Source organism: Microvirga tunisiensis (assembly GCF_009296175.1).
Taxonomy (GTDB): Bacteria; Pseudomonadota; Alphaproteobacteria; order Rhizobiales; family Beijerinckiaceae; genus Microvirga; species Microvirga tunisiensis.
On record NZ_VOSK01000094.1, the window covers coordinates 1 to 21,791 of the forward strand.

The 21,791-nt window shown below is 61.9% G+C and carries 23 protein-coding genes and 1 tRNA gene; 12 read left to right on the forward strand and 12 right to left on the reverse strand.

Going from position 1 to position 21,791, the window contains the following annotated elements; translation table 11 throughout:
• Positions 1-158: 158 nt before the first annotated feature.
• Both FS320_RS20680 and FS320_RS20685 read right to left on the reverse strand, forming a co-directional pair.
• Positions 159-398: a DUF6489 family protein gene (locus FS320_RS20680; RefSeq protein WP_036359725.1), complete on the reverse strand. Its 240-nt coding sequence runs from the start codon at positions 396-398 to the stop codon at positions 159-161.
• Positions 399-518: 120 nt separating this feature from the next.
• Positions 519-995 carry a class I poly(R)-hydroxyalkanoic acid synthase gene (locus FS320_RS20685; RefSeq protein WP_244627268.1) on the reverse strand — a complete coding sequence of 159 codons (477 nt, stop codon included), beginning with the start codon at positions 993-995 and terminating at the stop codon, positions 519-521.
• Between the two features lie 258 nt (positions 996-1,253).
• On the opposite strand from FS320_RS20685, the gene FS320_RS20690 reads away from it, so the two are divergent.
• The 8 genes from FS320_RS20690 (at position 1,254) to FS320_RS20725 (ending at position 9,498) form a co-directional block, all read left to right on the forward strand.
• On the forward strand, positions 1,254-2,459 hold the full coding sequence (locus tag FS320_RS20690) for an ABC transporter substrate-binding protein (RefSeq protein WP_152713853.1): 1,206 nt from the start codon (positions 1,254-1,256) through the stop codon (positions 2,457-2,459).
• Between the two features lie 74 nt (positions 2,460-2,533).
• Positions 2,534-3,388, forward strand: coding sequence for an ABC transporter permease subunit (locus tag FS320_RS20695; protein ID WP_162002978.1), 855 nt, complete (start codon positions 2,534-2,536; stop codon positions 3,386-3,388).
• A gap of 11 nt (positions 3,389-3,399) precedes the next feature.
• Positions 3,400-4,395, forward strand: a complete 996-nt coding sequence (locus FS320_RS20700) for a branched-chain amino acid ABC transporter permease (RefSeq protein ID WP_202882879.1) — start codon at positions 3,400-3,402, stop codon at positions 4,393-4,395.
• On the forward strand, positions 4,392-5,165 hold the full coding sequence (locus FS320_RS20705; RefSeq protein WP_152713855.1) for an ABC transporter ATP-binding protein: 774 nt from the start codon (positions 4,392-4,394) through the stop codon (positions 5,163-5,165). Before FS320_RS20700 ends, FS320_RS20705 begins: the two co-directional genes overlap by 4 nt.
• Positions 5,162-5,872 carry an ABC transporter ATP-binding protein gene (locus tag FS320_RS20710; protein ID WP_152713856.1) on the forward strand — a complete coding sequence of 237 codons (711 nt, stop codon included), beginning with the start codon at positions 5,162-5,164 and terminating at the stop codon, positions 5,870-5,872. Before FS320_RS20705 ends, FS320_RS20710 begins: the two co-directional genes overlap by 4 nt.
• A 69-nt stretch (positions 5,873-5,941) precedes the next feature.
• Entirely contained in the window at positions 5,942-7,147 is a 1,206-nt protein-coding gene (locus tag FS320_RS20715; RefSeq protein WP_244627269.1) for a M20 family metallo-hydrolase, read from the forward strand.
• A gap of 72 nt (positions 7,148-7,219) precedes the next feature.
• Positions 7,220-8,722 (forward strand): M81 family metallopeptidase, encoded by a 1,503-nt coding sequence (locus tag FS320_RS20720; protein WP_152713858.1) that lies wholly within the window; start codon positions 7,220-7,222, stop codon positions 8,720-8,722.
• Positions 8,719-9,498, forward strand: coding sequence for a FadR/GntR family transcriptional regulator (locus FS320_RS20725; protein WP_152713859.1), 780 nt, complete (start codon positions 8,719-8,721; stop codon positions 9,496-9,498). Before FS320_RS20720 ends, FS320_RS20725 begins: the two co-directional genes overlap by 4 nt.
• A 219-nt stretch (positions 9,499-9,717) precedes the next feature.
• Here the strand turns inward: FS320_RS20725 and FS320_RS20730 are convergent, their stop codons facing one another.
• Positions 9,718-10,266 (reverse strand): cupin domain-containing protein, encoded by a 549-nt coding sequence (locus tag FS320_RS20730; RefSeq protein WP_152713860.1) that lies wholly within the window; start codon positions 10,264-10,266, stop codon positions 9,718-9,720.
• 153 nt (positions 10,267-10,419) lie between these two features.
• On the opposite strand from FS320_RS20730, the gene aptA reads away from it, so the two are divergent.
• Positions 10,420-11,757, forward strand: a complete 1,338-nt coding sequence (gene aptA / locus FS320_RS20735; protein ID WP_152713861.1) for an omega-aminotransferase AptA — start codon at positions 10,420-10,422, stop codon at positions 11,755-11,757.
• Positions 11,758-11,924: 167 nt separating this feature from the next.
• Here the strand turns inward: aptA and FS320_RS20740 are convergent, their stop codons facing one another.
• From FS320_RS20740 to FS320_RS20770, 7 genes are all read right to left on the reverse strand, one after another.
• On the reverse strand, positions 11,925-12,095 hold the full coding sequence (locus FS320_RS20740) for a DUF1127 domain-containing protein (protein WP_152713862.1): 171 nt from the start codon (positions 12,093-12,095) through the stop codon (positions 11,925-11,927).
• A 327-nt stretch (positions 12,096-12,422) separates the two neighbouring features.
• Entirely contained in the window at positions 12,423-13,229 is an 807-nt protein-coding gene (locus tag FS320_RS20745) for an ABC transporter ATP-binding protein (RefSeq protein WP_152713863.1), read from the reverse strand.
• Entirely contained in the window at positions 13,226-14,281 is a 1,056-nt protein-coding gene (locus FS320_RS20750) for a dihydrodipicolinate synthase family protein (RefSeq protein ID WP_162002979.1), read from the reverse strand. The genes FS320_RS20745 and FS320_RS20750 overlap by 4 nt, the downstream gene beginning before the upstream one ends.
• Positions 14,282-14,316: 35 nt before the next feature.
• On the reverse strand, positions 14,317-15,162 hold the full coding sequence (locus FS320_RS20755; protein ID WP_152713865.1) for a GNAT family N-acetyltransferase: 846 nt from the start codon (positions 15,160-15,162) through the stop codon (positions 14,317-14,319).
• On the reverse strand, positions 15,149-16,192 hold the full coding sequence (locus FS320_RS20760; RefSeq protein WP_152713866.1) for an NAD-dependent epimerase/dehydratase family protein: 1,044 nt from the start codon (positions 16,190-16,192) through the stop codon (positions 15,149-15,151). Before FS320_RS20760 ends, FS320_RS20755 begins: the two co-directional genes overlap by 14 nt.
• Entirely contained in the window at positions 16,189-17,004 is an 816-nt protein-coding gene (locus FS320_RS20765; protein WP_152713867.1) for an ABC transporter permease, read from the reverse strand. Before FS320_RS20765 ends, FS320_RS20760 begins: the two co-directional genes overlap by 4 nt.
• 88 nt (positions 17,005-17,092) lie before the next feature.
• Complete coding sequence (locus FS320_RS20770) at positions 17,093-17,761, reverse strand: TetR/AcrR family transcriptional regulator (protein ID WP_152713868.1); 669 nt, start codon at positions 17,759-17,761, stop codon at positions 17,093-17,095.
• Positions 17,762-17,885: 124 nt separating this feature from the next.
• On the opposite strand from FS320_RS20770, the gene FS320_RS20775 reads away from it, so the two are divergent.
• From FS320_RS20775 to FS320_RS48110, 3 genes are all read left to right on the forward strand, one after another.
• Positions 17,886-18,878 (forward strand): ABC transporter substrate-binding protein, encoded by a 993-nt coding sequence (locus FS320_RS20775; RefSeq protein ID WP_152713869.1) that lies wholly within the window; start codon positions 17,886-17,888, stop codon positions 18,876-18,878.
• Positions 18,879-19,480: 602 nt separating this feature from the next.
• Complete coding sequence (locus FS320_RS20780; protein ID WP_152713870.1) at positions 19,481-20,170, forward strand: CYTH domain-containing protein; 690 nt, start codon at positions 19,481-19,483, stop codon at positions 20,168-20,170.
• A gap of 24 nt (positions 20,171-20,194) precedes the next feature.
• Complete coding sequence (locus FS320_RS48110; protein ID WP_244627271.1) at positions 20,195-20,335, forward strand: WGR domain-containing protein; 141 nt, start codon at positions 20,195-20,197, stop codon at positions 20,333-20,335.
• A 137-nt stretch (positions 20,336-20,472) separates the two neighbouring features.
• Here FS320_RS48110 and FS320_RS20790 read toward each other — a convergent pair whose 3' ends face one another.
• Both FS320_RS20790 and FS320_RS20795 read right to left on the reverse strand, forming a co-directional pair.
• On the reverse strand, positions 20,473-21,138 hold the full coding sequence (locus tag FS320_RS20790) for a ParA family protein (RefSeq protein WP_152713871.1): 666 nt from the start codon (positions 21,136-21,138) through the stop codon (positions 20,473-20,475).
• Between the two features lie 530 nt (positions 21,139-21,668).
• A tRNA-Met gene (locus tag FS320_RS20795) sits at positions 21,669-21,745 on the reverse strand.
• Between the last annotated feature and the right edge of the window lie 46 nt (positions 21,746-21,791).

Sequence of the window (21,791 nt, forward strand, 5' to 3'; positions counted from 1 at the left end):
AGAAGAAATCCTCGAAGGTTAGCGACGAGACGAGCCGATGATCGGTCGGACGGACAGCAGATCCTCCAGGACGAGCCGTCCGGCCGGCGTCAACATCAGCAGACTTTCGTCAGGGGCAGAGATCCTTAGAGCGATGCAACGGAGCCTCTCGCTATCACTCACTCTCGTTTGGTCCCGGTCATTTGGGACATGAAGATCTCCTGCATCTGCTCGAACCCTTTCAGGGTCGCCGGAAGCCAGGTTCTCAGCATGGCTTCCGGCTCCATAGCCCGGATGTTCGCGGTCATGCGGTCCTGCACCTCTCGCATGAGTTGCTCTTGCATCGGTTTCACGTCCGGCAGCCCCAGGAAGGCTCGGGCCTCCTCGGGCGTGCACTCAACATCCATGGTGATCTTCATCTGACATCCTGCTCCAGCCTCAACAGATGAGCTGCCGAACGGTGGTCGCGTATCTCGCTGCTGAGGTCAACCAAACCGGTCTACGCTGCGCGATGTGTACTCGGATTGGCCTCAGCCATTCTACTTTTCCATCACATAGGTGCCGGGCGCATCCAGCAGCGGCGGATGTTTCGGACCGCCCATGTGGGGCGGCGCCCCTTTCCGGCCCGAGCGGCTAGAAAGCCACGCCGTCCAGTCCGGCCACCAGCTCCCCTCATGGCGGCTGGCGCTCTGGAGCCACTGCTCAGGGCTGCTCGCTCCTGCGTCGCTACTCTCCCGGGTCCAATAGGTGCCCTTACCACCCGGTGGATTGATGATCCCCGCAATATGGCCACTGGAGGCGCGCACGAACCGCACCTCACCGCCGAACAGCTGGGTGATGCGCCAAGCTGCATCCCACGGCACGATGTGATCCTTTTCCGTCCCTACCGCATAGGTGTTCTGGCGAATGCGCCCAAGATCAAGCGTCTCGCCCTTGAGCGTGATTTGACCCGGTCTGATCAGATTGTTCTCGACGTAGGTGTTGCGCAGATACCAGCTGTGGGCGGCACGTGCCATCCGGGGGCATCGTCAACTTAAGCAAATCAGGACTGTCTGAGGGCGTAATGACCAGACCTAAATCATTGAAAGTACGCCGCGCTCCTTGGGTCCGGATTCCTCAAAAGAGGGTCAATCCGGTTAAGTTGACGGCGCCATCCCAACCAACGTTCCGCCGCCGAAAAGCCCTGCTGACTCCCTCTGGGCGCGTTTTTTCTTGACAGACAAAAATCCATTATAATTATACGTATAAATAGAATAAACAGCCCAGAGGTATCCATGCTCAACCGTCGTGATTTGCTGAAACTCTCATCCGTTGCCGCGAGCTCGCTACTCCTCCCTACCGGACTCCGGCCTGCCTTCGCTGCCAGCGAGGACATCACCATTGGCGCGCCGCTTCCAATGTCGGGGCCCTTCGCTGCCAATGGTAAGTTTGGCTCCATGGGTACCGCAATGATTGTTGAGGAGGTCGGCAAGGTCCTAGACCGTAAGCTAAGCTATCTCGAGATCGACACGGAAGGAAAGCCGGCCACAGCCGTCCGCAAGGTTCAGGAGGCGATGGAGCGCGGAGTGACGATGTTCTCCGGCGGCATCCTGTCGTCCGAGGCCCTCGCTATGGGCAAGGAGGTCGCGAAAGGGAAGGGGGTCTTCATCACCACAGCAGGCGCCGATGAGATCACCGGCTCCGAGTGCAATAAGAACACGTTCCGGTGGAGCGTGCCGACGTTCGGCGCAATCGAGCAGACCGTGCGTCCGCTCATCGAGCAGCTTCCCAACGCGAAGCGCTGGTACACGATCACGCCTCAATACGTCTTCGGCGATGGCCTGCTCAATGCCGCCAAGGCGATCTTCAAGGAGAAGGGGATCGAGCATGTCGGCAACAGCTATCACTCCCTCACGGAGAAGGAATTCAGCGGCTATCTAACCAATGCCATGGCCGCGAAGCCCGATGCTCTCCTCATCCTCAACTTTGGCTCCCAGTCGTCCGATACTCTTCGTCAGGCCGTCAGCTTCGGCATGAAGAACCGCATGACGATCCTGCTGGCCTGGGCTTCGGGACTCGAACAGTTTGAAGCCTTGGGACCTGAGCTGATGGAGGGCGTCTACTTCGGGGCTCAGTACTGGCACGGCATCGACTCGCCGTTTAACCGCGAGCTGGTCGCCAAGGTGCAAGCCAAGCACAAAATGAACCCGAACTACGCCTTCGCCAGCGCCTATCTGACGACAAAAATCTTGATTGACGCGGCCGCGAAGGCGGGAAGCACGGAAGGTCCAGCCGTCATCCAGGCCATGGAGGGCATGAAGTATGCTGGCCTGACCGGCGACGAGGAGATCCGCGCCACGGACCATCAGGTAATCAAGAACTATTACCTGCTGAAGGGGAAGGCCAAGAGCGCCATGAAGGACAAGGACGACTACGCCGACATTATCAGCTTCGGCAAGTCGTTCCAGTCTCCCGAGCAAGCCCAGTGCAAGATGGCCTGACCATCGGCGGGGACGGCACGCGGCCGTCCCCATTCTTTTGCGAACATTGATTGGCTCCAACATCAGGTGCCCGCGTGATATATCTATTTCAGCTGGTGAACGGCATCGGCCTGGGAATGCTCTACTTCCTGCTCGCGGTGGGATTGAGCATCATCTTCGGGCTGCTTCATTTCGTGAATTTTGCCCACGGCGCATTTTATCTTCTGGGCGCCTATCTCGTTTATGACATGACCGAGCGCGGCCTGAACTTCTGGGCGGCACTTCTTGTAGCGCCGATCATCGTCGCGGGGCTCGCGGCCCTGACGGAATCCGTCCTGCTGCGGCGCATTTATCACCTGCCGCATACGTTCCACATCCTCGTGACCGTTGGGCTCGCTCTGATGGTGCAGGAACTGGTCATCATTCTTTGGGGGCCAGTGGGCGGCAACGTCTCAACTCCGGGCGCGCTCAGTGGCGTGCTTATCCTGGGCGATTTCATCTATCCGCAATACCGCCTCTTCGTCATCGGGCTGACCCTCGTGCTTGCTATTGGTCTCTGGTGGCTTCTGGAGGGCACGCGGCTCGGCGCCGTGGTGCGCGCGGGCTCGGAATCGATCGACATGGTCTCGCTGCTCGGCATCGACATCGTGCGGGTGAACACGGCCGTCTTCGCCCTCGGCGCGGGCCTTGCGGGCCTCGCCGGAGCCCTCGCAGCGCCGATCCGCGGCGTCGAGCCCTTCATGGGCGTCGAGGCCCTCGGCATCGCCTTCGTGGTGGTCGTCATCGGCGGCATGGGCAGCTACACGGGCGCGCTCATCGCAGGCCTTCTGGTGGGAATCGTGCAGAGCATTATGACGACGCTCTGGCCCGAGGGCGCCCGCCTGATGATCTATCTCGGCATGGGTCTCGTCATTCTGACGATGCCGCGCGGCCTGCTCGGCCGGGCATGAGAGCTGCCATCATGAACCGCGCTTCTCTTCACTTCGTTCTCGCCGCACTCGTCGCCATCGCGCTCCCGCTCTTCATGCGGTCCGGCACGCTCGCGTCCGAGGTGCTGATCTTCGCCATGGCGGCGGCAGCCTGCAATCTGCTCCTCGGCTATACGGGCCTGTTGTCCTTCGGCCAGGGAATCTTCTTCGGACTCGGGAGCTATGCGGCCGGGCTGACCTTGCTGCACACCTCGCTCCCGCTCGGTGTCGCGCTCGTTCTCGCGGCGATCGCGGGAGCCGTCGTCGCCACGGGAGTTGGCTGGCTCTCGATCCGCCGGCAGGGCGTCTACTTCGTCATGCTGACGCTCGCCTTCTCCCAGTTCTTCTACTTCCTCGCCTACACGTTCAAGGACATCACAGGCGGCGACAACGGCCTGCTCAACATTCCCCGGCCTGCCATCGGACCGTTCTCTCTGGGAGGTTCCTGGGCCTACTACGCCTTCGTGGCGGTGCTCTTTCTGCTCGTCTTCGCGGCTCTGCAGCGGGTTGCGAGCTCCACGTTCGGGCGCACACTGCTGGCGGTCCGCGACAACGAGGAACGCGCGCGCGCCATCGGCTTTCCCGTCCGCAACTTCAAGATCACGGCCTTTGCGATTTCCGGCGCGGTGACGGGGCTTGCCGGCGCGCTCCATGCTCTCCTCATCGGCGTCGCGCCTCTGTCGAACATTGAATACCACATGAGCGAGAGCATCCTGATCATGACGATTATCGGCGGCACCGGAAACCTGTTCGCCTCCGTGCTTGGAGCAGGGTTCTACGTGATCGTCTCGGATCTGCTCTCGTCGATCTGGCCGCGCTGGCTTCTCCTTCTCGGCGGGCTCCTCATCGTGGTGGCGCTCTTCATGCAGAAGGGCCTGTGGGGTCTCCTTGAACGGCTGGTCGAGGCCCTGCCCATGGGCCGCAAGTCTTCCATTAAATCTTCCATCGAATCTCCCATCCCGCCGGAATCCGAGGGGAGGGGCATATGAGCACCCAGACTCCGATTCTTGTGGCCGAAAAACTCGGCGTCCGCTACGGCAGCTTCCTCGCCCTCTCGGACGTCACCCTGTCGATTAAGCCCAACACGATTCATTCCGTGATCGGTCCGAACGGCGCGGGAAAGACCACCCTGTTCCATGCCCTAACCGGCCGCGTGCGAGCATCGAGCGGGCGGATCACCCTCAACGGGCGGGACATCACCCATGTATCCGACGACAAGAGGGTGCCTCTGGGCATCGCGCGCTCCTTCCAGGTGACGAGCCTTTTCCAGAATCTGACCGTCCGCGAGAACCTGCGCCTAGCGGCTCAGGGGCGCACACCCCTGCAGGCGCTCGCGCCCTGGCGCGGGGTCGATCTGCACGGCAGTGCGCTCGCCATCGCCGATGAAGTCATGGAGCGCTTGGAGCTGACCCATGTCTCGGAAAGAGCGGCAGGCGAACTCTCTCACGGGCAGCAGCGGCGGCTCGAAGTCGGCATGGCGGTTGCGGCGAAGCCGCGGCTGATCCTGCTCGACGAGCCAACATCCGGAATGGGAATCGACGACGTCGAGGCGATGAAGGCCCTGATCCGCGATCTGGGCCGCGACCACACGGTGCTCTTCATCGAGCACAACATGGGCATCGTCATGAACATCAGTGACACCGTGACGGTCATGCGTGCGGGGCGCGTGCTGGTGGAGGGGCCGCCCGCCGTGGTGCGAGACGATCCGGAAGTGCGGCGCGCCTATCTCGGCAACATGATCACGGGTGATCTCGCATGACCACGGCATTGCTCGAAATCGAAAACGTGCATGGCTATTACGGCAAGAGCCATATCCTTCAGGGCGTGACCCTCGAGGTGCGGGCCGGCGAGGTCGTGACGCTGCTCGGCCGGAACGGGGCCGGGAAGACCTCGACCCTGAAGAGCATCAGCGGCCTGCTCGCGCCGAGCGCCGGACGCGTGCGCTTCGCCGGAACGGACGTCACGGGATGGCGTCCTCACAAAATCGCTCAGCGCGGCCTCGCTCTCGTGCCCGAAAACCGCGGCGTCTTCGGATTGCTCACCGTCGAAGAGAATCTGCGCATCGCGGAGCGGAAGGGCTCGCCCTGGTCGCTGAAGGACGTGTACAGGATCTTCCCGCGCCTCGAAGAACGCCGCCGCAACGGAGGCGGCCAGCTCTCCGGCGGCGAGCAGCAGATGCTGGCCATCGCTCGCGCTCTTCTCAACGCGCCGAAACTCCTGATGCTGGATGAGCCTGTCGAAGGACTGGCTCCCGTCATCGTCGATGAGATCGTTGACCAGATCAAGAAGATCCGCGCGGCCGGAATCCCAATCCTGCTCGTCGAGCAGAACCTCGCCGTTTGCACGCAGCTCGCCGACCGCCACTATATCCTGGAGCTCGGCCGTGTCGTCTATCACGGCACGCATGACGAGTTCGCCGCCGATGAGGCGACGAAGGACCGCTACCTGGGCGTGAAGGCCCATTGACCCCGCGTTGTGGTAAAACCTATGATTCCCAATCTTCAAATCAATCCCCAGCGTCTCTGGGACAGTTTGATGGACACCGCCAGGATCGGCGGAACGGCGAAGGGCGGCGTATCGCGCCTGACCCTGACGGACACCGACAGGCAGGTGCGCGACTGGCTTAAGGAGGAATGCGAGAGGCTCGGTTGCACCGTGATGGTCGACGAGGTCGGCAACATGTTCGCCGTTCGGCCCGGCAGGCGCAGCGATCTTCCCCCCATCGCGATCGGCAGCCACCTCGACACGCAGCCCACGGGCGGAAAGTTCGACGGGATTCTCGGGGTGCTCGGCGGCCTGGAGGTCTTCAAGACCCTTCAGGATTCCGGCTACGAGACGAACGCGCCTCTCATGCTGGTGAACTGGACCAACGAGGAGGGCTCGCGCTTCGCGCCCGCGATGCTCGGGTCAGGCGTCTATGCGGGCGTCTTCGACCGGGCCTATGCGGACAGCCGGGAAGATCGTCAGGGCGTCACGTTCGGCGAGGCCATCGAGGCGATCGGCTATCGGGGCGCCGCCAAGGCCGGATCGGTCACGTTCGGAGCGATGTTCGAGCTGCATATCGAGCAGGGACCCATCCTCGAACAGGAGGAGAAAGTCATCGGAGTCGTCCAAGGCGTCCAGGGCATGCGCTGGTATGAGGTCTCCGTCACCGGACGAGAGGCGCATACGGGCTCGACCCCGATGTCCATGCGGCGCGACGCCCTCGTGGGCGCGGCGCGGCTCATCGACCGGATCGAGGGCATCGCCCTGGAGCACGCGCCTTCCGCCGTGGGCTCCGTCGGACTGATCGAGGTGCAGCCCAATTCGCGAAACGTCGTGCCGGGACATGTGTTCTTCACGGTTGATTTCCGTCATCCCGACGACACCGTCCTCGACGTCATGGAGCGCAAGCTCCTGGCCGCGATTGACGAGATGGCCGGCAAGGGAAGCCTCGGTGTGGAATCCAAGAAGGTTTGGGAATCGCCCGCCGTCAGGTTCGATGCCGATTGTCTTGCTTCCGTGAAAAAGAGCGCGCAGGCAGCCGGGTATCAGGCGCGCGACATGATCTCGGGCGCGGGTCACGATGCGGCCTACATCGCCCGAGTCGCGCCGACCGCCATGATCTTCGTGCCCTGCGCGGGTGGGCTGAGCCACAACGAGGAGGAAAGCACGTCCTTCGAGGAATGCGCGGCGGGAGCGCAGGTGCTCCTCGGCGCCGTTCTCGACTACGACGGGCGCGGGACGGAACGCCTGAACTGACAGGCGTCCGTTAAAAAGTCCCGATACACGGAACCATCGGCGCTGGGCAGCGCCTTCACAAGGATAACCGGCATGCGCTTCGTCGTCGCCCGCATGAATCACGAAACCAATACGTTCTCGCCGGTGCCGACGCCGCTCGCATCGTTCAACCCGCGCTGGGACGAGGATGCCCTGCAGGCGGGCACGGGTTCGCGCACGGCCATGGGCGCCTTCCTGGCCTTTGCGGAAGTGCGCGGCGCGGAGGTGGTGACGCCAGTCTTCGCCACCGCCAACCCGAGCGGCCCCGTGGCGGACGACGCGTTCGAGGCCATGGCGGCGGCGATCGTCGACGCGGTCCGGAACGGATGCGACGCCGTTCTCCTGGATCTTCACGGGGCGATGGTGACCGAGAGCCTGGAGGACGGCGAGGGCGAGCTCCTCGCCCGCATCCGTGCCGTCGCGCCCGATGTGCCGCTCGGCGTCGCGCTCGACCTTCACGGCAACATCACTGAACGCATGGTTGCGAACGCCGACGTGCTCGTCGGCTTCAAGACCTATCCGCATGTGGACATGTACGAAACCGGTGCTCATGCGGTGCGGCTCGTTGGACGCATGCTCGACGAGGGGCTCGCGCCGAAGCGGGCCTGGTGCCATCCGCCGCAACTGGCCCATACCTTGAAGATGAACACTGGCGTTCCCGGAGCCATGCAGGATGCGATCAAGGCTGCGAGAGCCGCGGAGGAGCGGCCCGGCGTGCTGGCTGTCAGCGTTTTCGGCGGCTTTCCCATCGCCGACATCGCGGATGCCGGTGTATCGGTGATCACGGTCGCGGAATCGGCCGATCTCGCCGCGGAGGCCGCGCGCGAGATCGGCGGGCTCCTGTGGGAGCGCCGCGCCGAGTTCGTGTACCACGAGGAGCCGCTCCACCAGTCGGTCGCGGCGGCGCGCGCCGCCGTCGAAGGAGCGGGGCAAGGCCCCGTGCTGCTGCTCGATCATGGCGACAACTGCATGTCCGGTGGCACCTGCGATACTATGGATGTACTCGGCGAGGCGCTGGCGCAGGGGCTCGACGACATCGTCGTTGGTCCAATCTGCGATCCTGAAGCCGTGGCGGCAATGATGGCCGCAGGAGTCGGCGCCCGGATCGAGCTCGGGATCGGCAACCGCGTGGCGATGCCGCGCATCGGCGTCTCCAAGCGCCCACTGGAGCTCGCCGGGGTAATCCGCGTTCTGGGCGATGGCGAGTATACAATCAGCGGGCCGACCTATACGGGCATGCGCTGCCTCATGGGGCGGGCCGCCGTGCTGGACACCGGCCGGGCGCGGGTACTCGTCACCGAGCAGCCTCACGAGCCGTGGGACCTTGCGGTGTTCACGAGCGTCGGTCTCGACCCCCGTGCGTGCCGGTACCTGATCCTGAAATCCCGCATGTATTGCCGTCCCGTGTTCGAGCCCATCGCGAGGGCCGTCGTCGAGTGCGCGAGCCGCGGTGTGACGAGCTCGGACTACAAGTTATTCCGTTTCGAAAAACTCGCCCGTCCTATATATCCTCTCCAGGAAGACATCCCGTGGAGACCTGAAGCGGTTCAAATATGAAAAGCGACAAGGAACGCGTTCCGGACCGCGGGCGCGGACGGATGCAGCGCACGAAGCTCTCGGATCAGATCGCCGAAGACCTGAGGCGCTGGATCGCGCGGGAGGGCCTGAAACCGGGTGACCGGCTGCCCAACGAGAAAACCCTGATGCAGCATTACGGCTGCGCGAAGGGTACGCTTCGCGAAGCGCTGAAGGCCCTTGAGGTGCAGGGGCTTGTGAAGATGCAGACCGGCCCGAACGGCGGCGCCGAAATCCAGCCCGTTTCCATCGACGCGGCCATGCAGCAGTTGCGCAGCTACCTCCATTTTCAAGTGCTGGATTTCGAGCAGATCTACATCCTAAGGCGCAGCCTTGAGGTGTCCCTCGCGGAAAGCGTCGTCGGTCGTCTGACGGAGGACCAGTTGAAGAGGCTCGAGACCAATATCGAGCAATGCGTCGAAGCCCGCGACAGCGGCGACCGAGTCACGGGCCGTCGGCTCGAGATCGAGTTCCACGACATTCTCTGCGAGAGCTGCGACAATCCTCTGCTCGCCTTCATCTGCCGCTTCCTGAACGGGCTCCTGCGCGATCTCGTCGAGTTCCGCAGCGACCGCTACGACGAGCACGAGGCCTTTGGTCAGCACAACGTAGCGAGCCACCGGGATCTCGTGGTGGCCTTCCGTGTGAGGGATCGCCGTGGCGTCAGCCGGATCATGCGCGAGCACATGTGCTGCGCGGAAAGCTTCATGCAGCGCCTCGATGCATCCTTCCGTTCTGATCTGCTGAGTACTGGCTGAGAGCGGTCGCTTTGGACAAGGTTCTGGGTCTTCCGATCATACTCTGACCGCTGCGTCGTTGACCACGTATTTTGGCCTTGGATGGGTATCTCACCGGATGTTGGGAACAGCCGTCTCGAATAGTGGTAGCTGGCGGGCGGCGACGCCAAGCAGGCAAGCTTCTGGACTTGATTGCGGCTGATGATACCGTACTGGTAACCTTAGTCTGACCATGACGGCTCAGAAGGTTGGCGGCGTACAGGCGCTGACGACTTCGCACGGCACCGGGCCGACGCATCGGAACCGATGCGGCCTCCAGCTCTCGAAGTAGTAGGCATCGCCCGGTCCGAGGATCCTCCGCTCGCCCTCGACGGTGACCTCCAGCCGTCCGCTTAGAATGATGCCGCCCTCCTCACCTTGATGCGTAAGGGGAACCTTGCCGGTATCTGCGCCAGGTTCGTAGCGCTCCTTCAGGATCTGGAGCGCCCGCCCGAACAGGTTGTTGCCGATCTGGCGGTAGGAAATCTTGCCCTTTCCGATCTCGACCAATTCATCCCCGCGATAGAAGGCTTGCTTCGGCTTCTCCGGCTCCAGCGCAAAGAACTCCGCTAGTCCGATCGGGATGCCGTCAAGGATGCGCTTCAATGCACCAACCGAGGGATTGGTTTGGTTGGACTCAATCAACGAGATGGTCGAGTTGGTGATCCCTGCGCGCTTGGCAAGCTCACGCTGGGATAGGTTGTGAAGCCCCCGGACATAGCGAAGCCGTCCACCCAAATCGAATTCCATCGCAGCACCGCCACCCGTGTGTTTCAGTTGTTTCGAATGAAACAAACACACCCATCAGCAGCGAGCAATATCAATGGCTTAGTAGAACAAAGAAAAGGACTTGTTGGCTTCCTGCGATCATGGCCATGATCCGCCATCAAAAGGAACCCGGTCATGAACGCTCCCCAACGACACAACAGCTTCCGGCTCGAAAGTTACTGGATGCCTTTTACGGCAAACCGCCAGTTCAAGGCGTCACCCCGCCTGCTCACGAGAGCCGAAGGGATGTACTACACGAGCGATGACAACCGTCAGATCCTCGATGGCACCGCGGGCTTGTGGTGCGTGAACGCCGGCCATGGCCGGAGCGAGATTGCTGACGCCGTGGGGCGGCAACTCTCGACGATGGACTACGCCCCGTCATTCCAGATGGGACATCCGATCGCCTTCGAGTTCGCCGAGCGTCTGGCCGAGATCGCGCCAGGTGGACCGAGTGCGGGCCTCGACCGCGTATTCTTCACCGGGTCCGGATCGGAGTCAGTCGATACGGCCCTTAAGATGGCAATCGCGTATCAGCGCGCCATTGGCCAAGGCACGAGAACACGGTTCATCGGACGGGAACGTGGCTATCATGGTGTGGGCTTTGGGGGCATCAGTGTCGGTGGTATCCTGAACAACCGCCGCGTGTTCCCGCAGCTCCCTGGCACCGACCATCTGCGGCACACCCACGATCCGGCTCGCAACGCATTCGTGAAGGGACAGCCCGAGCACGGCGCCGAACTCGCAGACGATCTCGAGCGTCTCGTCGCCCTACACGGGGCGGAAACGATTGCAGCCGTCATCGTCGAGCCGGTGGCAGGCTCCACCGGCGTTCTCATCCCGCCGAAGGGCTATCTTGAGCGGCTGCGGGCGATCTGCGACCGCCACGGCATCCTGCTGATCTTCGACGAGGTCATCACGGGCTTCGGACGCCTTGGGGCGCCGTTTGCGGTAGACTTCTTCGGTGTCGTTCCGGACCTGGTGACCACGGCCAAGGGTCTGACCAATGGTGCTATTCCGATGGGCGCCGTGTTCGCCAGTCGGAAGGTGCATGATGCGTTGATGCAGGGACCTGAAAGCCAGATCGAGCTGTTCCACGGCTACACTTATTCAGGCCATCCGGCCGCTTGTGCTGCGGGACTGGCGACCCTCTCGATCTATCGCGAGGAAGGCCTGCTCACCCGGGCGTCGGAGATTGAGACCTACTGGCATAATGCCGTCCACAGCCTGAAGGGACTGCCGAACGTCACCGACATTCGAACCATCGGCCTGATCGCCGGCATCGAGCTGGACAGCCGCGCCGGAGCTCCAGGCAGCAGAGCCTACGACGCCTTCGTTGATTGCTTCGAGAGAGGGCTGCTGATCCGGGTCACGGGCGACATTATTGCCCTGTCACCTCCGCTGATCATCGAGACGTCCCAGATCGACGCTATTGTTGAAACTCTGGCTGATGCCTTGAATCAGGTCGCCTGATCTTCGCACCAGTTACCAGGTCTGAGTTCCGCGCGTAACAAATGAAGCCGTGTTCGGGTGCGGACACGGGCTTTATGTATTTTGCCTCTGTTGAGTTGGCAGATGCGGCCTGAGAAACGAACGCCCGCCATAGAGCGGGCGCGTCTTGAGGCGAATAACGTGGCGGCTTAGGCAAAGGCACCCTCACGGGCCACGCGGGCAATATCGAAACGGGCAAAGCCCAGATCGGCCAGCTCACGATCGGAGAGTTCCGACAGCTCCCGCACCGTCTGGCGGTAGAGCTTGTAGGCGCGGATCTTGGACAGGCTGAAGCTAACGCTGTCTACGACGGGCGACAAACGCCCTAAGGTGGTACGTGGATGACGTCGTTGACATGACGAAAGATCCTACAGCTAGTTCCATCATGTTTGTTCAGCGTAATTTCTGTGTACGCGCAAAGTTAAAACGTCATTGTTTGCACGACCCTGGATGAACTGGATCAGACGCAATGTGAGAAGAGGACTTTATTAGACGTCTCCTATAAGGGAGCTCAGGATTGTACAACAAACCTGAGCTCCCTTTCTTCGATCGTCTTGGACGTGGCCCCAACTTTTTGGTTGCCGCCAATTGAATACTGCAAGGGTGTGAGCCCAAAGCAATCGAAAGAAATGCTGTTTTCCCAATGGTCAGTCCATTCCGAGAAGGTGATAAATCCGCTTAGTATAGGTCCCGAACTGCTCCGTTGTTTTGACTTCAAGCGTGCGCGGCAATGGCAGCACGATGTCGAAATAATCCGCCATGCGGGCCGGCCCAGCCGTTAAAACCGCGCAGCGTGAGCCGAGGAATACAGCCTCCTGAATGGAGTGCGTCACGAAGATGATCGTCTTCGAGCTTTGCTGCCATATCCGCAGCATCTCAAGGTTCATCTTCTCTCGGGTGAGGGCGTCGAGCGCCCCAAAAGGCTCATCCATCAATATGAGTTTGGGATCGTGCACCAGAGCTCGCGCGATGGATGCGCGCTGCTGCATGCCCCCCGACAGCTCATATGGATACTTGTTCTCGAAGCCTTGCAGCCCGACCATGTTGAGCAGGTCACGAGCACGCTCCTTCGCTTCCCGGTTGGGAAGGCCGAGGATTTCCGCAGGTAGGATCACGTTCTCCAGAATGGTTCTCCATTTCAGCAGGAGCGCCTGCTGGAAGACCATGCCCACGTCGCGTCCCGGCGTGAAGGTAGAGGCGCTCGTCCCGATCCTTACCTCGCCATCGTCGGCATCGTGAAGCCCTGCGAGAATCCTGAGGAGGGTGCTCTTGCCGCAGCCGCTGGGGCCGACAAGGGAAACCATGTCTCCTTCCGCGATGTCCATCGTCACATCGGACACAGCGACGAATTCGTGCCCTCCTGTGCGGTAGACTTTGCGCACGTTGCGCAGGCGGATCATCGGATCGGCTTCGTTACCGATCCGCGTCGGGTCTGGTGCAAGAGCGCTCATCATGCCAGCCACCGGTGCAGGTTCTCAGCAACGAAGGAATCGTCCGACAGGTCGGCATGGTCGCGGCTCACCCGGTCGATTTCCTCCAATTGTCCGGGGCTCAGACCCTCGTGCGGATCGATGCACCAGATGCCTTCGAACAGGCCCTGGCGGCGCAGGATCTCATGGCAGCCGGCGATGCAGCCATGAAAGTCATGGGCGACGTCGAAGAAGGCCGAGTTGCAATCGGTCACTCGGGCATCGAGCGCGAGAATCTCCGGCGCAAGGGGGCCTGCTTCGACGGCCTTTTGAAGCTGATCCAGCATCCGGACGGCGTTGCGCGTCCAGACGGACCAATGGCCGAGAAGGCCGCCCTTGAAGCGGACTGTCACAGGCATTCCGTCGCGCATGGCGGTGAACGGCGTCACGAGATCGAGCACGATGTGATCGTCGTTGCCCGTGTAAAGCGTCACGCGCTCCTCGGCACGCGCCGCCACCACACCTCGCACCACGTCCAAGGTCCGATAGCGGTTGAAGGGCGCTACCTTGATCGCAATGACGTTCTCGATCGCGGCGAACTGTTCCCAGAACGCTGCATCCAACGACATGCCGCCGACCGCAGGCTGTAGGTAGAAGCCGACGAGGGGAATTTCTTCGGCGACGCGGCGGCAATGGGCGATGATCTCGTCGGCGCTCGCACCCTTGAGGGCGGAGAGGCTCAGCAATCCTGCGTGGTAGCCGAGACGGACGGCGGTCTGCGCCTCTGTGACGGCCTGCTCGGTCTTGCCGCAGATGCCAGCCACCATCACGAGAGGGCGGTCCGCCCATGCCTTGCTGTCTTCCATGGCGGCGGCGAGAACCGGCTCATAGAGGCCAATCTCGCGGATGGCGAACTGGGTCGTGTGCACGCCCACCGCAAGGCCTCCGACACCTGAATTGACGTAGTAGCGGGTCAGCGCCCGCTGCCGTCGACGGTCGAACCGACGCTCTGCATCAAGAGCCAGAGGATGCGCTGGGATGGCGACGCCCCTGCGGATCATGCTGAGAATCTCCGGTGGAAGTTGGGAGTGGTGCAAGGCCATGCGGGTCGTCCTCTCAGCAGGCGGAATGATTAGCCGAATTCGGGTCCGACGGCTGAAAAGAGCCGGCGGGGATCACCGAACGGTGTCGAACGGTTCTGCGCCATGCGCAGGAATGGCCGTTGGATCGAGAACCCTCTGTCCTTCAACACACGCGCGAGCTCCGGGTGAGCGTCAATCACGTCGATGAAGACCGGGCCATCGACCAGATCGAGTGCGGCCTCGAGAAGTTCGCCGGCCTTCATCTCGGACCGGGCGATGACGGGCCCCAGCTGCGTCGCCAGCCTTCCGGGCCGGGCCAGCACGCAACCTGATCCGTCGTCCGTCGCGAGAGCGAGCCGTGGCGCTCTCCGAAGCAGCGACGTCAGCAGGGCAGGGCGCTCGGCTCCGAAGGCCATGGCATCGGATGCGACGAGAGCCGCCACGTCGCTTTCGCGCAGCGGCCTTATTCCCGGACGCATCCTGCCCGTGTTGCCGCCTTGTCCCTGCCAGCGCGACAGGCCGAAGTGAGGCTCGAAGCCCAGGGGGCGATAGACAGTTTCCCCGGCAGGTGTCGCGTCCAGAACCGGCACAAGGCCTTTACTCCGCACCTCCTGCATGCAGGCCTGGAGGATGCGTGTGCCGAGCCCCTGCCGCCGGTGCGAGGCGGCGACCAGGACCATGCCGATCCACGCGAACCCGCCCGGATAAGGAAGGGTCGCCCCCGTTGCAACGGGCTGCCCGCCGTCGCCCAGCAGGGCGAAGACCTTGCCGTGCCCGATGAAGAAGGACCAATCATCCGGAAGCTGGTTCCAGCCGGCTTCCCCTGACAGGGCCATGCAGCCCTCGATCAGGCCTTCATCAATCGGTTGTAGACGGAGGTCCTCAATAGGCGCCATCGCGGGTCTCGAAATGCGTCGGCTTGCCGAGGCTCGGACGATCGCGGGCGACCCACTCGGCGACCCAATCGATCATGCGATTGAGCGGAACGGAGGGATAGCCGAACAGCCCGGAGGCCTGCGCAGTGTTCACGAGCCAGGCGGTTGGTGCTTCCTGGCCGACGATCTGGGGCGTCTTTCCGAGGCGCTCGCCGAAGGCCTTCGCGAGCCAGCGGATGGACGTGGTTTCGGGGCCAGACACGTTGATGGGGCTCGTCGGGTCCGTCGCATAGCGCAGGCACCGCAGGGCCTGGGCATTCGCATCACCCTGCCAGATGACGTTGACATGGCCCATGGTGACGTCCACCGGCTCGTTGTCGCGAACCTTCTGGGCCACGTCGAACAGGACGCCGTACCGAAGATCGATGGCGTAGCTCAGGCGGAACAGCCGGCCGGGTGTTTTGTAGATCTGGGAGAAGTGCTCGAAGATCCGTTCGCGACCGATGCAGGAGAATGCATACTCGCCAGGCGGGTTCAGGACGCTGTCCTCCGTCGCTCCCTGGCTGCCGATGCCGACGAACGGGTACACGCAGGCGGTCGAAAACGCGACGATTCGCGACTCGCGGAAAGCTTCGGCTACGAGCCCGGGCACATGGACGTTCATGGCCCAGGTGAGGGCTTGGTTGCCCTGAGCGCCGAACTTGCGCCCGGCCATGAAGATCACGTTGCGCGTCTTCGGCAGATTTTCGACTGCGGCGCGATCCGTGAGATCGCAGGAGATCGTCTCGATGCCATGGGCTTCGAGGCTGTCGCGCAGGCCCGGTTCGCTGAAGCGGGCCACGCCGATCACCCGCTTGTCGGGCGCCGCTTTGCGGGCGAGGCGCGCAAGGGTAGGGCCCATCTTGCCGCCGACGCCCAGGATCATGATGTCGCCGTCGATGGCCGCCAGATCCCTTGCCAGCGCGCGCGTCGGTATTGCCATGAAGGCATCCACGTCTTCAGGGGTATCGAACCCCGTGGGCCAGGAGCCGTCTTCGAGCCAAGCAGTCATTTCATCCTCGCGTCTTTGGGAACCCACAGGTGCTCCATCACCATGACGATGAGGTACAGCGCGATGCCGAGGAGCGTGAGCAGAACGACGGCCATGAACATGGCGGGCGTGTCGAGCGAGGCCTGGACCTGGATCATCAGGTAGCCGAGGCCGCGCTCGGAGGCGATGAACTCGCCGACGACCGCGCCGGCAACGGCCAGGATGGCCGCGACCTTCATGCCGGAAAAGATGTAGGGCAGGGAGCCCGGAAGCTGGATGTAGCGGAAGGCCTGCCAGCGCGAGCCCTTGAGGGAGCGCACAAGGTCGAGAATGTCCGGCTCCACTTCGTTCAGGCCGCGCACCGTCGTGAGAAGGATCGGGAAGAAGCAGAGCGTGAACGTGATCAGGATGTTCGTGCTGATGCCGTAGCTGAACCAGACGATCACGAGGGGGCCAAGGGCAACCTTCGGGATCATGTTGAGCGTCACCAGCAGGGGGAATACCAGCAGCGTTAGGATCCGAGACCAGGAGAACAGGAGCGCGAGAACGACGCCGAGCACCACGGACAGGGCGTACCCGCCGAATATCTCGGCTGCGGTCACCAGCGTGTTCTCGACCCAGCTGTAATTGGGCTTTGCCAAGGAGGCGAGGATCGCCGTCGGGGCAGGCAGGATGAAGGAGGGGACCGGGAAAATGGTGACGATTGCCTGCCAGAGGACGATGATCCCGATGTGCACGGCGGCGATGGTGAGCCACCTCCGGCCGGTTGCGGATGCGAACTTGCCGGGAGCAGGTTCAACTCGGACCGTGGCAGTCTGGACGCTGCTCGTCATGAGAAGCTTCTCCCGTTTCCGTCAGGTGAAGGGAGGCTAGCTTACCCCAAGCTGCTAATCAACTATCTGGTTGGTTGATAACGTGCGACTATGGTTGGAGAGGGCGGAGCGCCCCGAGGGCGAACTCGATCACATGGCGGCGGCGGACTGCGACGGCTTTCGTGTCACCCAGATTCGTGCCGAAGATGGCCGACAGGGTCCTGTTGTTAGAGAAGAAGAAATACGACAGTCCGGCGATGGAAATGTAGAGGTTGATCGGGTCGATATCGTCCCGGAACACCCCTTCCCGAACGCCCCGCTGCAGGGCGTCCCGGATGAGCTCGACGAGCGGCAGATGCATGCTCTGCACCTCCCGGAGACCATCCAGGTGCATGGCGCCATAGCGGTTCTCGTCATTGAGGAGCGCGATGAATTCTGGATGTTCCGCAAGGTAATCGAACGAGAAGCCGACGAGGCTCTCCATGGCCCTCACAGGGGGAAGATCGGAAAGGTTCAGGGCGCGCTCACGCGCACGGATCCGGCCATAGACCTCTTCGAGGGCGGCTCGGAAAAGATCATCCTTGTTGCCGAAATAATGATACACCATCTGCTTGTTGACGCCGGCGCGGCGCGCGATCTCGTCGACCCGGGCTCCTGCGGGGCCCTTGCCGGCGAACTCGGCAATGGCTGCGGTGAGCAGGGCCTGACGGGAGGCCTGAGGATCGCGCTTGCCGGTACGTGCCGTATTGTCTTCGGAATAAGGGGTGAGATCAGCCATCAGGGCCCTCTACGCAAGTATCAACCAACCAGTTAATTGATAGTTGATCTAGGTTGGCTCGAAAGGCTAGTCTTTTTCTAGCTCCGGCACCAGGACGGGCCGGAGACCTAGAGGGACAACAATCATGATCAAACTTGCGTCCGCCGCCCTTGCCGCCGCTGCGCTTCTGGCTCCGGTCGGCGCCTTGGGAAAAGAGAAGGTCAACCTGGTTCTCAACTGGGTCCCGACCGCCGACCATGCTCCGTACTATTATGCGAAGGCGCAGGGATGGTACGACGAGGCCAATATCGATCTGACGATCGAAACCGGAAAGGGATCCGGCGTGTCGGCCCAGCGGGTCGGTGCCGGAACCTCCGAAATCGGCATCTCGGATCTCGCAACCTCGCTCCTCGCCCGTGGCAAAGGTGCCAAGCTCGTGGCGGTCATGGCCGTCTATGCCAATTCCCCTCAAGGCTTCTACTGGCTCAAGAGCAGCGGCATCGGCGGCCCGAAGGATTTTCCCGGCAAGAAGATTGGCAACCCGCCCGGTGACGCATCCCGCATCATGTGGCCGGCCTTCGCCAAGCAGGTCGGAATCGACCCCGGCTCGGTCAGCTTCGTCAATGTGAGCCCGCAGGCCAAGGTGCCGTCCCTCAAGAGCCGCGCCATCGACATCACGAGCGATTTCTACAACGAGCACGATCTCAAGGTGCGGGAGTTCGGCGACGATCTCAGCTTCCTCGCCTGGCGCGACATCGGCATCAATCCTTACGGCAATTCCATCATCGTCAACGCCGACTATCTCGAGAAGAAGCGCGACGTGGTGAAGGCCTTCACCCAGGTGAGCCAGAAGGCGTTCGCAGCCTGCGTGCAGGACGTCGCGCCTTGCCTCAAGGCCCTGATGGCCAGCGTCAGTGGTCTTGATGAGGCCAACCAGCGCGATCAGTGGAATCGGATCAAGGAACTGATGCGCGATCCGACGACGACTTCGACCGCCCTCGGAGCCTTCGACGACCAGCGGGTGAAGAACGACTTCGAGATGGTGAAGACCTATTTCGGCCTTGAGCAGCCGTTCGAGGCATCCGCCGCATTCACCAATGAGTTTCTCGACACTTCGATCAAGATGACAGCAAAGTAGGCAATCGTTCGATACACTTTTTCAGAACACGACAGGCGACTAGCCGTTTTCGTGGTTGCCGCCGTCACATCAGTATGAGTCTAGTTTCGTACTTGTACACAGCGTTTGGTTGCACTTCCGGCGTTCGTTGCGCATAGTCGCGGTGTGATGTTGCAACCGGCGTCACAAAAGCGCCCTGACAGTGAGGTCCGCACGGCTAACCCTGTCAGGGCGTTGTCATGTGTGAGCACCTTGCTGTCATCGGCGGGAAGCCTAACTTCATCGTGTGGTTTCTCTCCCTTGGACCACCGACGCCTTGGCCGAGGTTTTAAGACAGCATCTCGGCCAAGGCGTCTTTATATGTCGGCTCCGGCTAATGCGGATCGACCACATCTCGCTGCGGGATCAGGCGTTGAATGTAGAGCTCGACAATCTGAGCAGAGCACCTGTTTCACTGGAATCGGGATTACTTGATCCGAGCGGCCCATCATCGAGAACTGGAGGGCTTGGGCTAAAGGCCGGCAGCTGAGCAGAAACCATATTGCGGGTTCAAGGTTGTCTTCCCCTTCCTCTGCCATGTACGAAAGACAAGCGTCCGCAATCCCTTACATGCGTGGGGTTTTATGACTGTTCGCCGCCGTTTCCTTCTTACCCCATCCTTCGCCCGTCTGATCCGGCGCGAAAGGGGTGGGCTGCGCCACGTTGAAGGCTTCTTTCCCGAGCAGCGGGATCGCTCGTCCTGGGTTCGCCTCGAAGAGGACAGAGGCCTGCTGATTCTAAAGACGCTCGGCACTGACGGGGAGATTGAGGACCAGACCGAGATCCCGGTGGGCCATGCTCACGCGCTGCTCGATGTCTGCGCCGGCGAGGTCGACTACACCCGGACCACCGTGCCGATCGGCGAGGCGCACGCCTTCGTCGACGAGATTATCCGTCCTCGTGTCCTGCATCTAGTCACTGTAGAATTTGCATCTGAAGGGGAGGCGAGCGCCTTTCGCCCGCTGGAATGGTTCGGGCCGGAGGTGACGGAAGATCGGCGCTACACCCATCAGTCCATCGCGCTTCGAGGGCTTGATGACACTCCTGAGATCCCGCTGTCCGATGCGGCGCTCAACAGCCTGATCGATACCCTGGAAGACCGCTTCCCTGTTCAGGCGCGGATGGCGATCAACAAGCCCAAGGCCAAGCAGGTGTCGGTGACCAGAGCCAAGGCACAAACCAGTGCTGAAGTTGTCCAAGTTAACCTCGACGAGATCGAGCAGGCCATGATGCGCGAGATGGAGAAGACGCTCCAGAAGGGCAAACCCGAGTAAGGGACGAGACCCGCCTGATGCCCGATGCCCGCGCACCACTTGGTGCTCTATCGGCGCGACCCGGAGCAGGGCAGGGCACGCTTCTTCAGCCTGATGATTGAACGCGACCTGTTCGGGACGATCCGGCTGGTGCGGAATTGGGGAGCAGTCGGCTCCAAGGGCTAGGAGAAGGTCGACATCTACCAGGATGAGGCCGCAGCCGCTCAAGCGCTTGCTGGCTTGGCTGAGACCCAGCGGCAGAAGGGCTACACGGACCTACGATCTAACGCCATAACGTCTAAGATCATCGCTCGCCGTGCCAGTTAAGCGGATTGAGGCTGTTTGCCCGTCATCGCCTCGATAGCCTCGAAGCTCCTCGTGAGCGCTCGCCAAAGGCTGCCGATCTCCTCCGATCCAGCCGACCCGACGCTGAACTCGTTAACACCGGCCCCATGGGCCAGAAAGAGCGATAGTTCCGGGCGATGCGTGATCTGACCACCCCATGTCGGAATCTCGAGCGTCTGCATCGCCCCTCGGGCATCCGCAACCATCGGATCTTCTGAGCCATTCTTGGCCGGCGCGGCGTTGATCACCACCGCATAAGGCTTCTTGAGCTCACGGCACAATTGGATCGTGGCCTGGACGGCATCGACATCGAACAGGCCCGGACGCATGGGGATCACGACAAGATCCGCGTGCCAGATCGCCTCGGCGACGGGGGCTTCGGCGCTGGGCGGCGTGTCGATCAAGACCCATTCAGCCCCAGCGCGCCGCGCCTTTGCCAGGGTGGCCGCGAGATGCTTGGTGCCAACATGGAGCGGAAGATCTTGTGCGCCCCGGACCCTTTGCCAAAGGGCTAGAGACCCCTGCGGGTCCGCGTCAATCAGGAGTGTCGGCCGAGCATTTGCGGCCATATAGCTCCCGAGATGCGCGACAAGGGTGCTCTTTCCAGAACCTCCCTTGCGGGACGCAAAAACCACGACATTCATGCCAGTTCCCCCAAGTATCGATCAGGCAATGCATCGTCGCGCAAGGATGGTTAATGGAGCCTTAGCGCCTGGCGGACAGCAAAACGCCCTCACCGAGGGGTCGTGACAGACCTCCGGCTGAGGGCGGTTGGAGCCCCGGCCGAGGAAATCGGGCGGATCCTCAGCCAGGGCATATCCGGCTCAAGGAGGCTGAAGCCGCACAAGCCGACCTTGACCGTTCAACCGTGGCAATTTTAGGGGCCGCGTTCCCGAGATATCCTCATCGTAACTTTTGATGCGCGCCGGACCGATCTCATGCCAGATGGGTTTGTGCCGCCATCCTGCAGAGCGACAGCAGACTTCTTGTCAAAATGTTTGTTCGCCGAAATTTGAGCCCAGCAAAGACCAGCGAAGATATCCTGCACAGTCTGACGCTGAAGGTCGCGCGAATAGGGGATCGAGATGAATGAACACACGAGAGTGTAAATGCGTGCTTTGCCCTGTTACGACAAAACCCCCGCAGGGTTATTTCTGCGGGGGTTTTGATGTGTTGGTTGCGGGGACAGGATTTGAACCTGTGACCTTCAGGTTATGAGCCTGACGAGCTACCGGGCTGCTCCACCCCGCGTCAACGCGTGCGAGTTTGGCACCGCCAAACCCCAAACTGGTGTGCC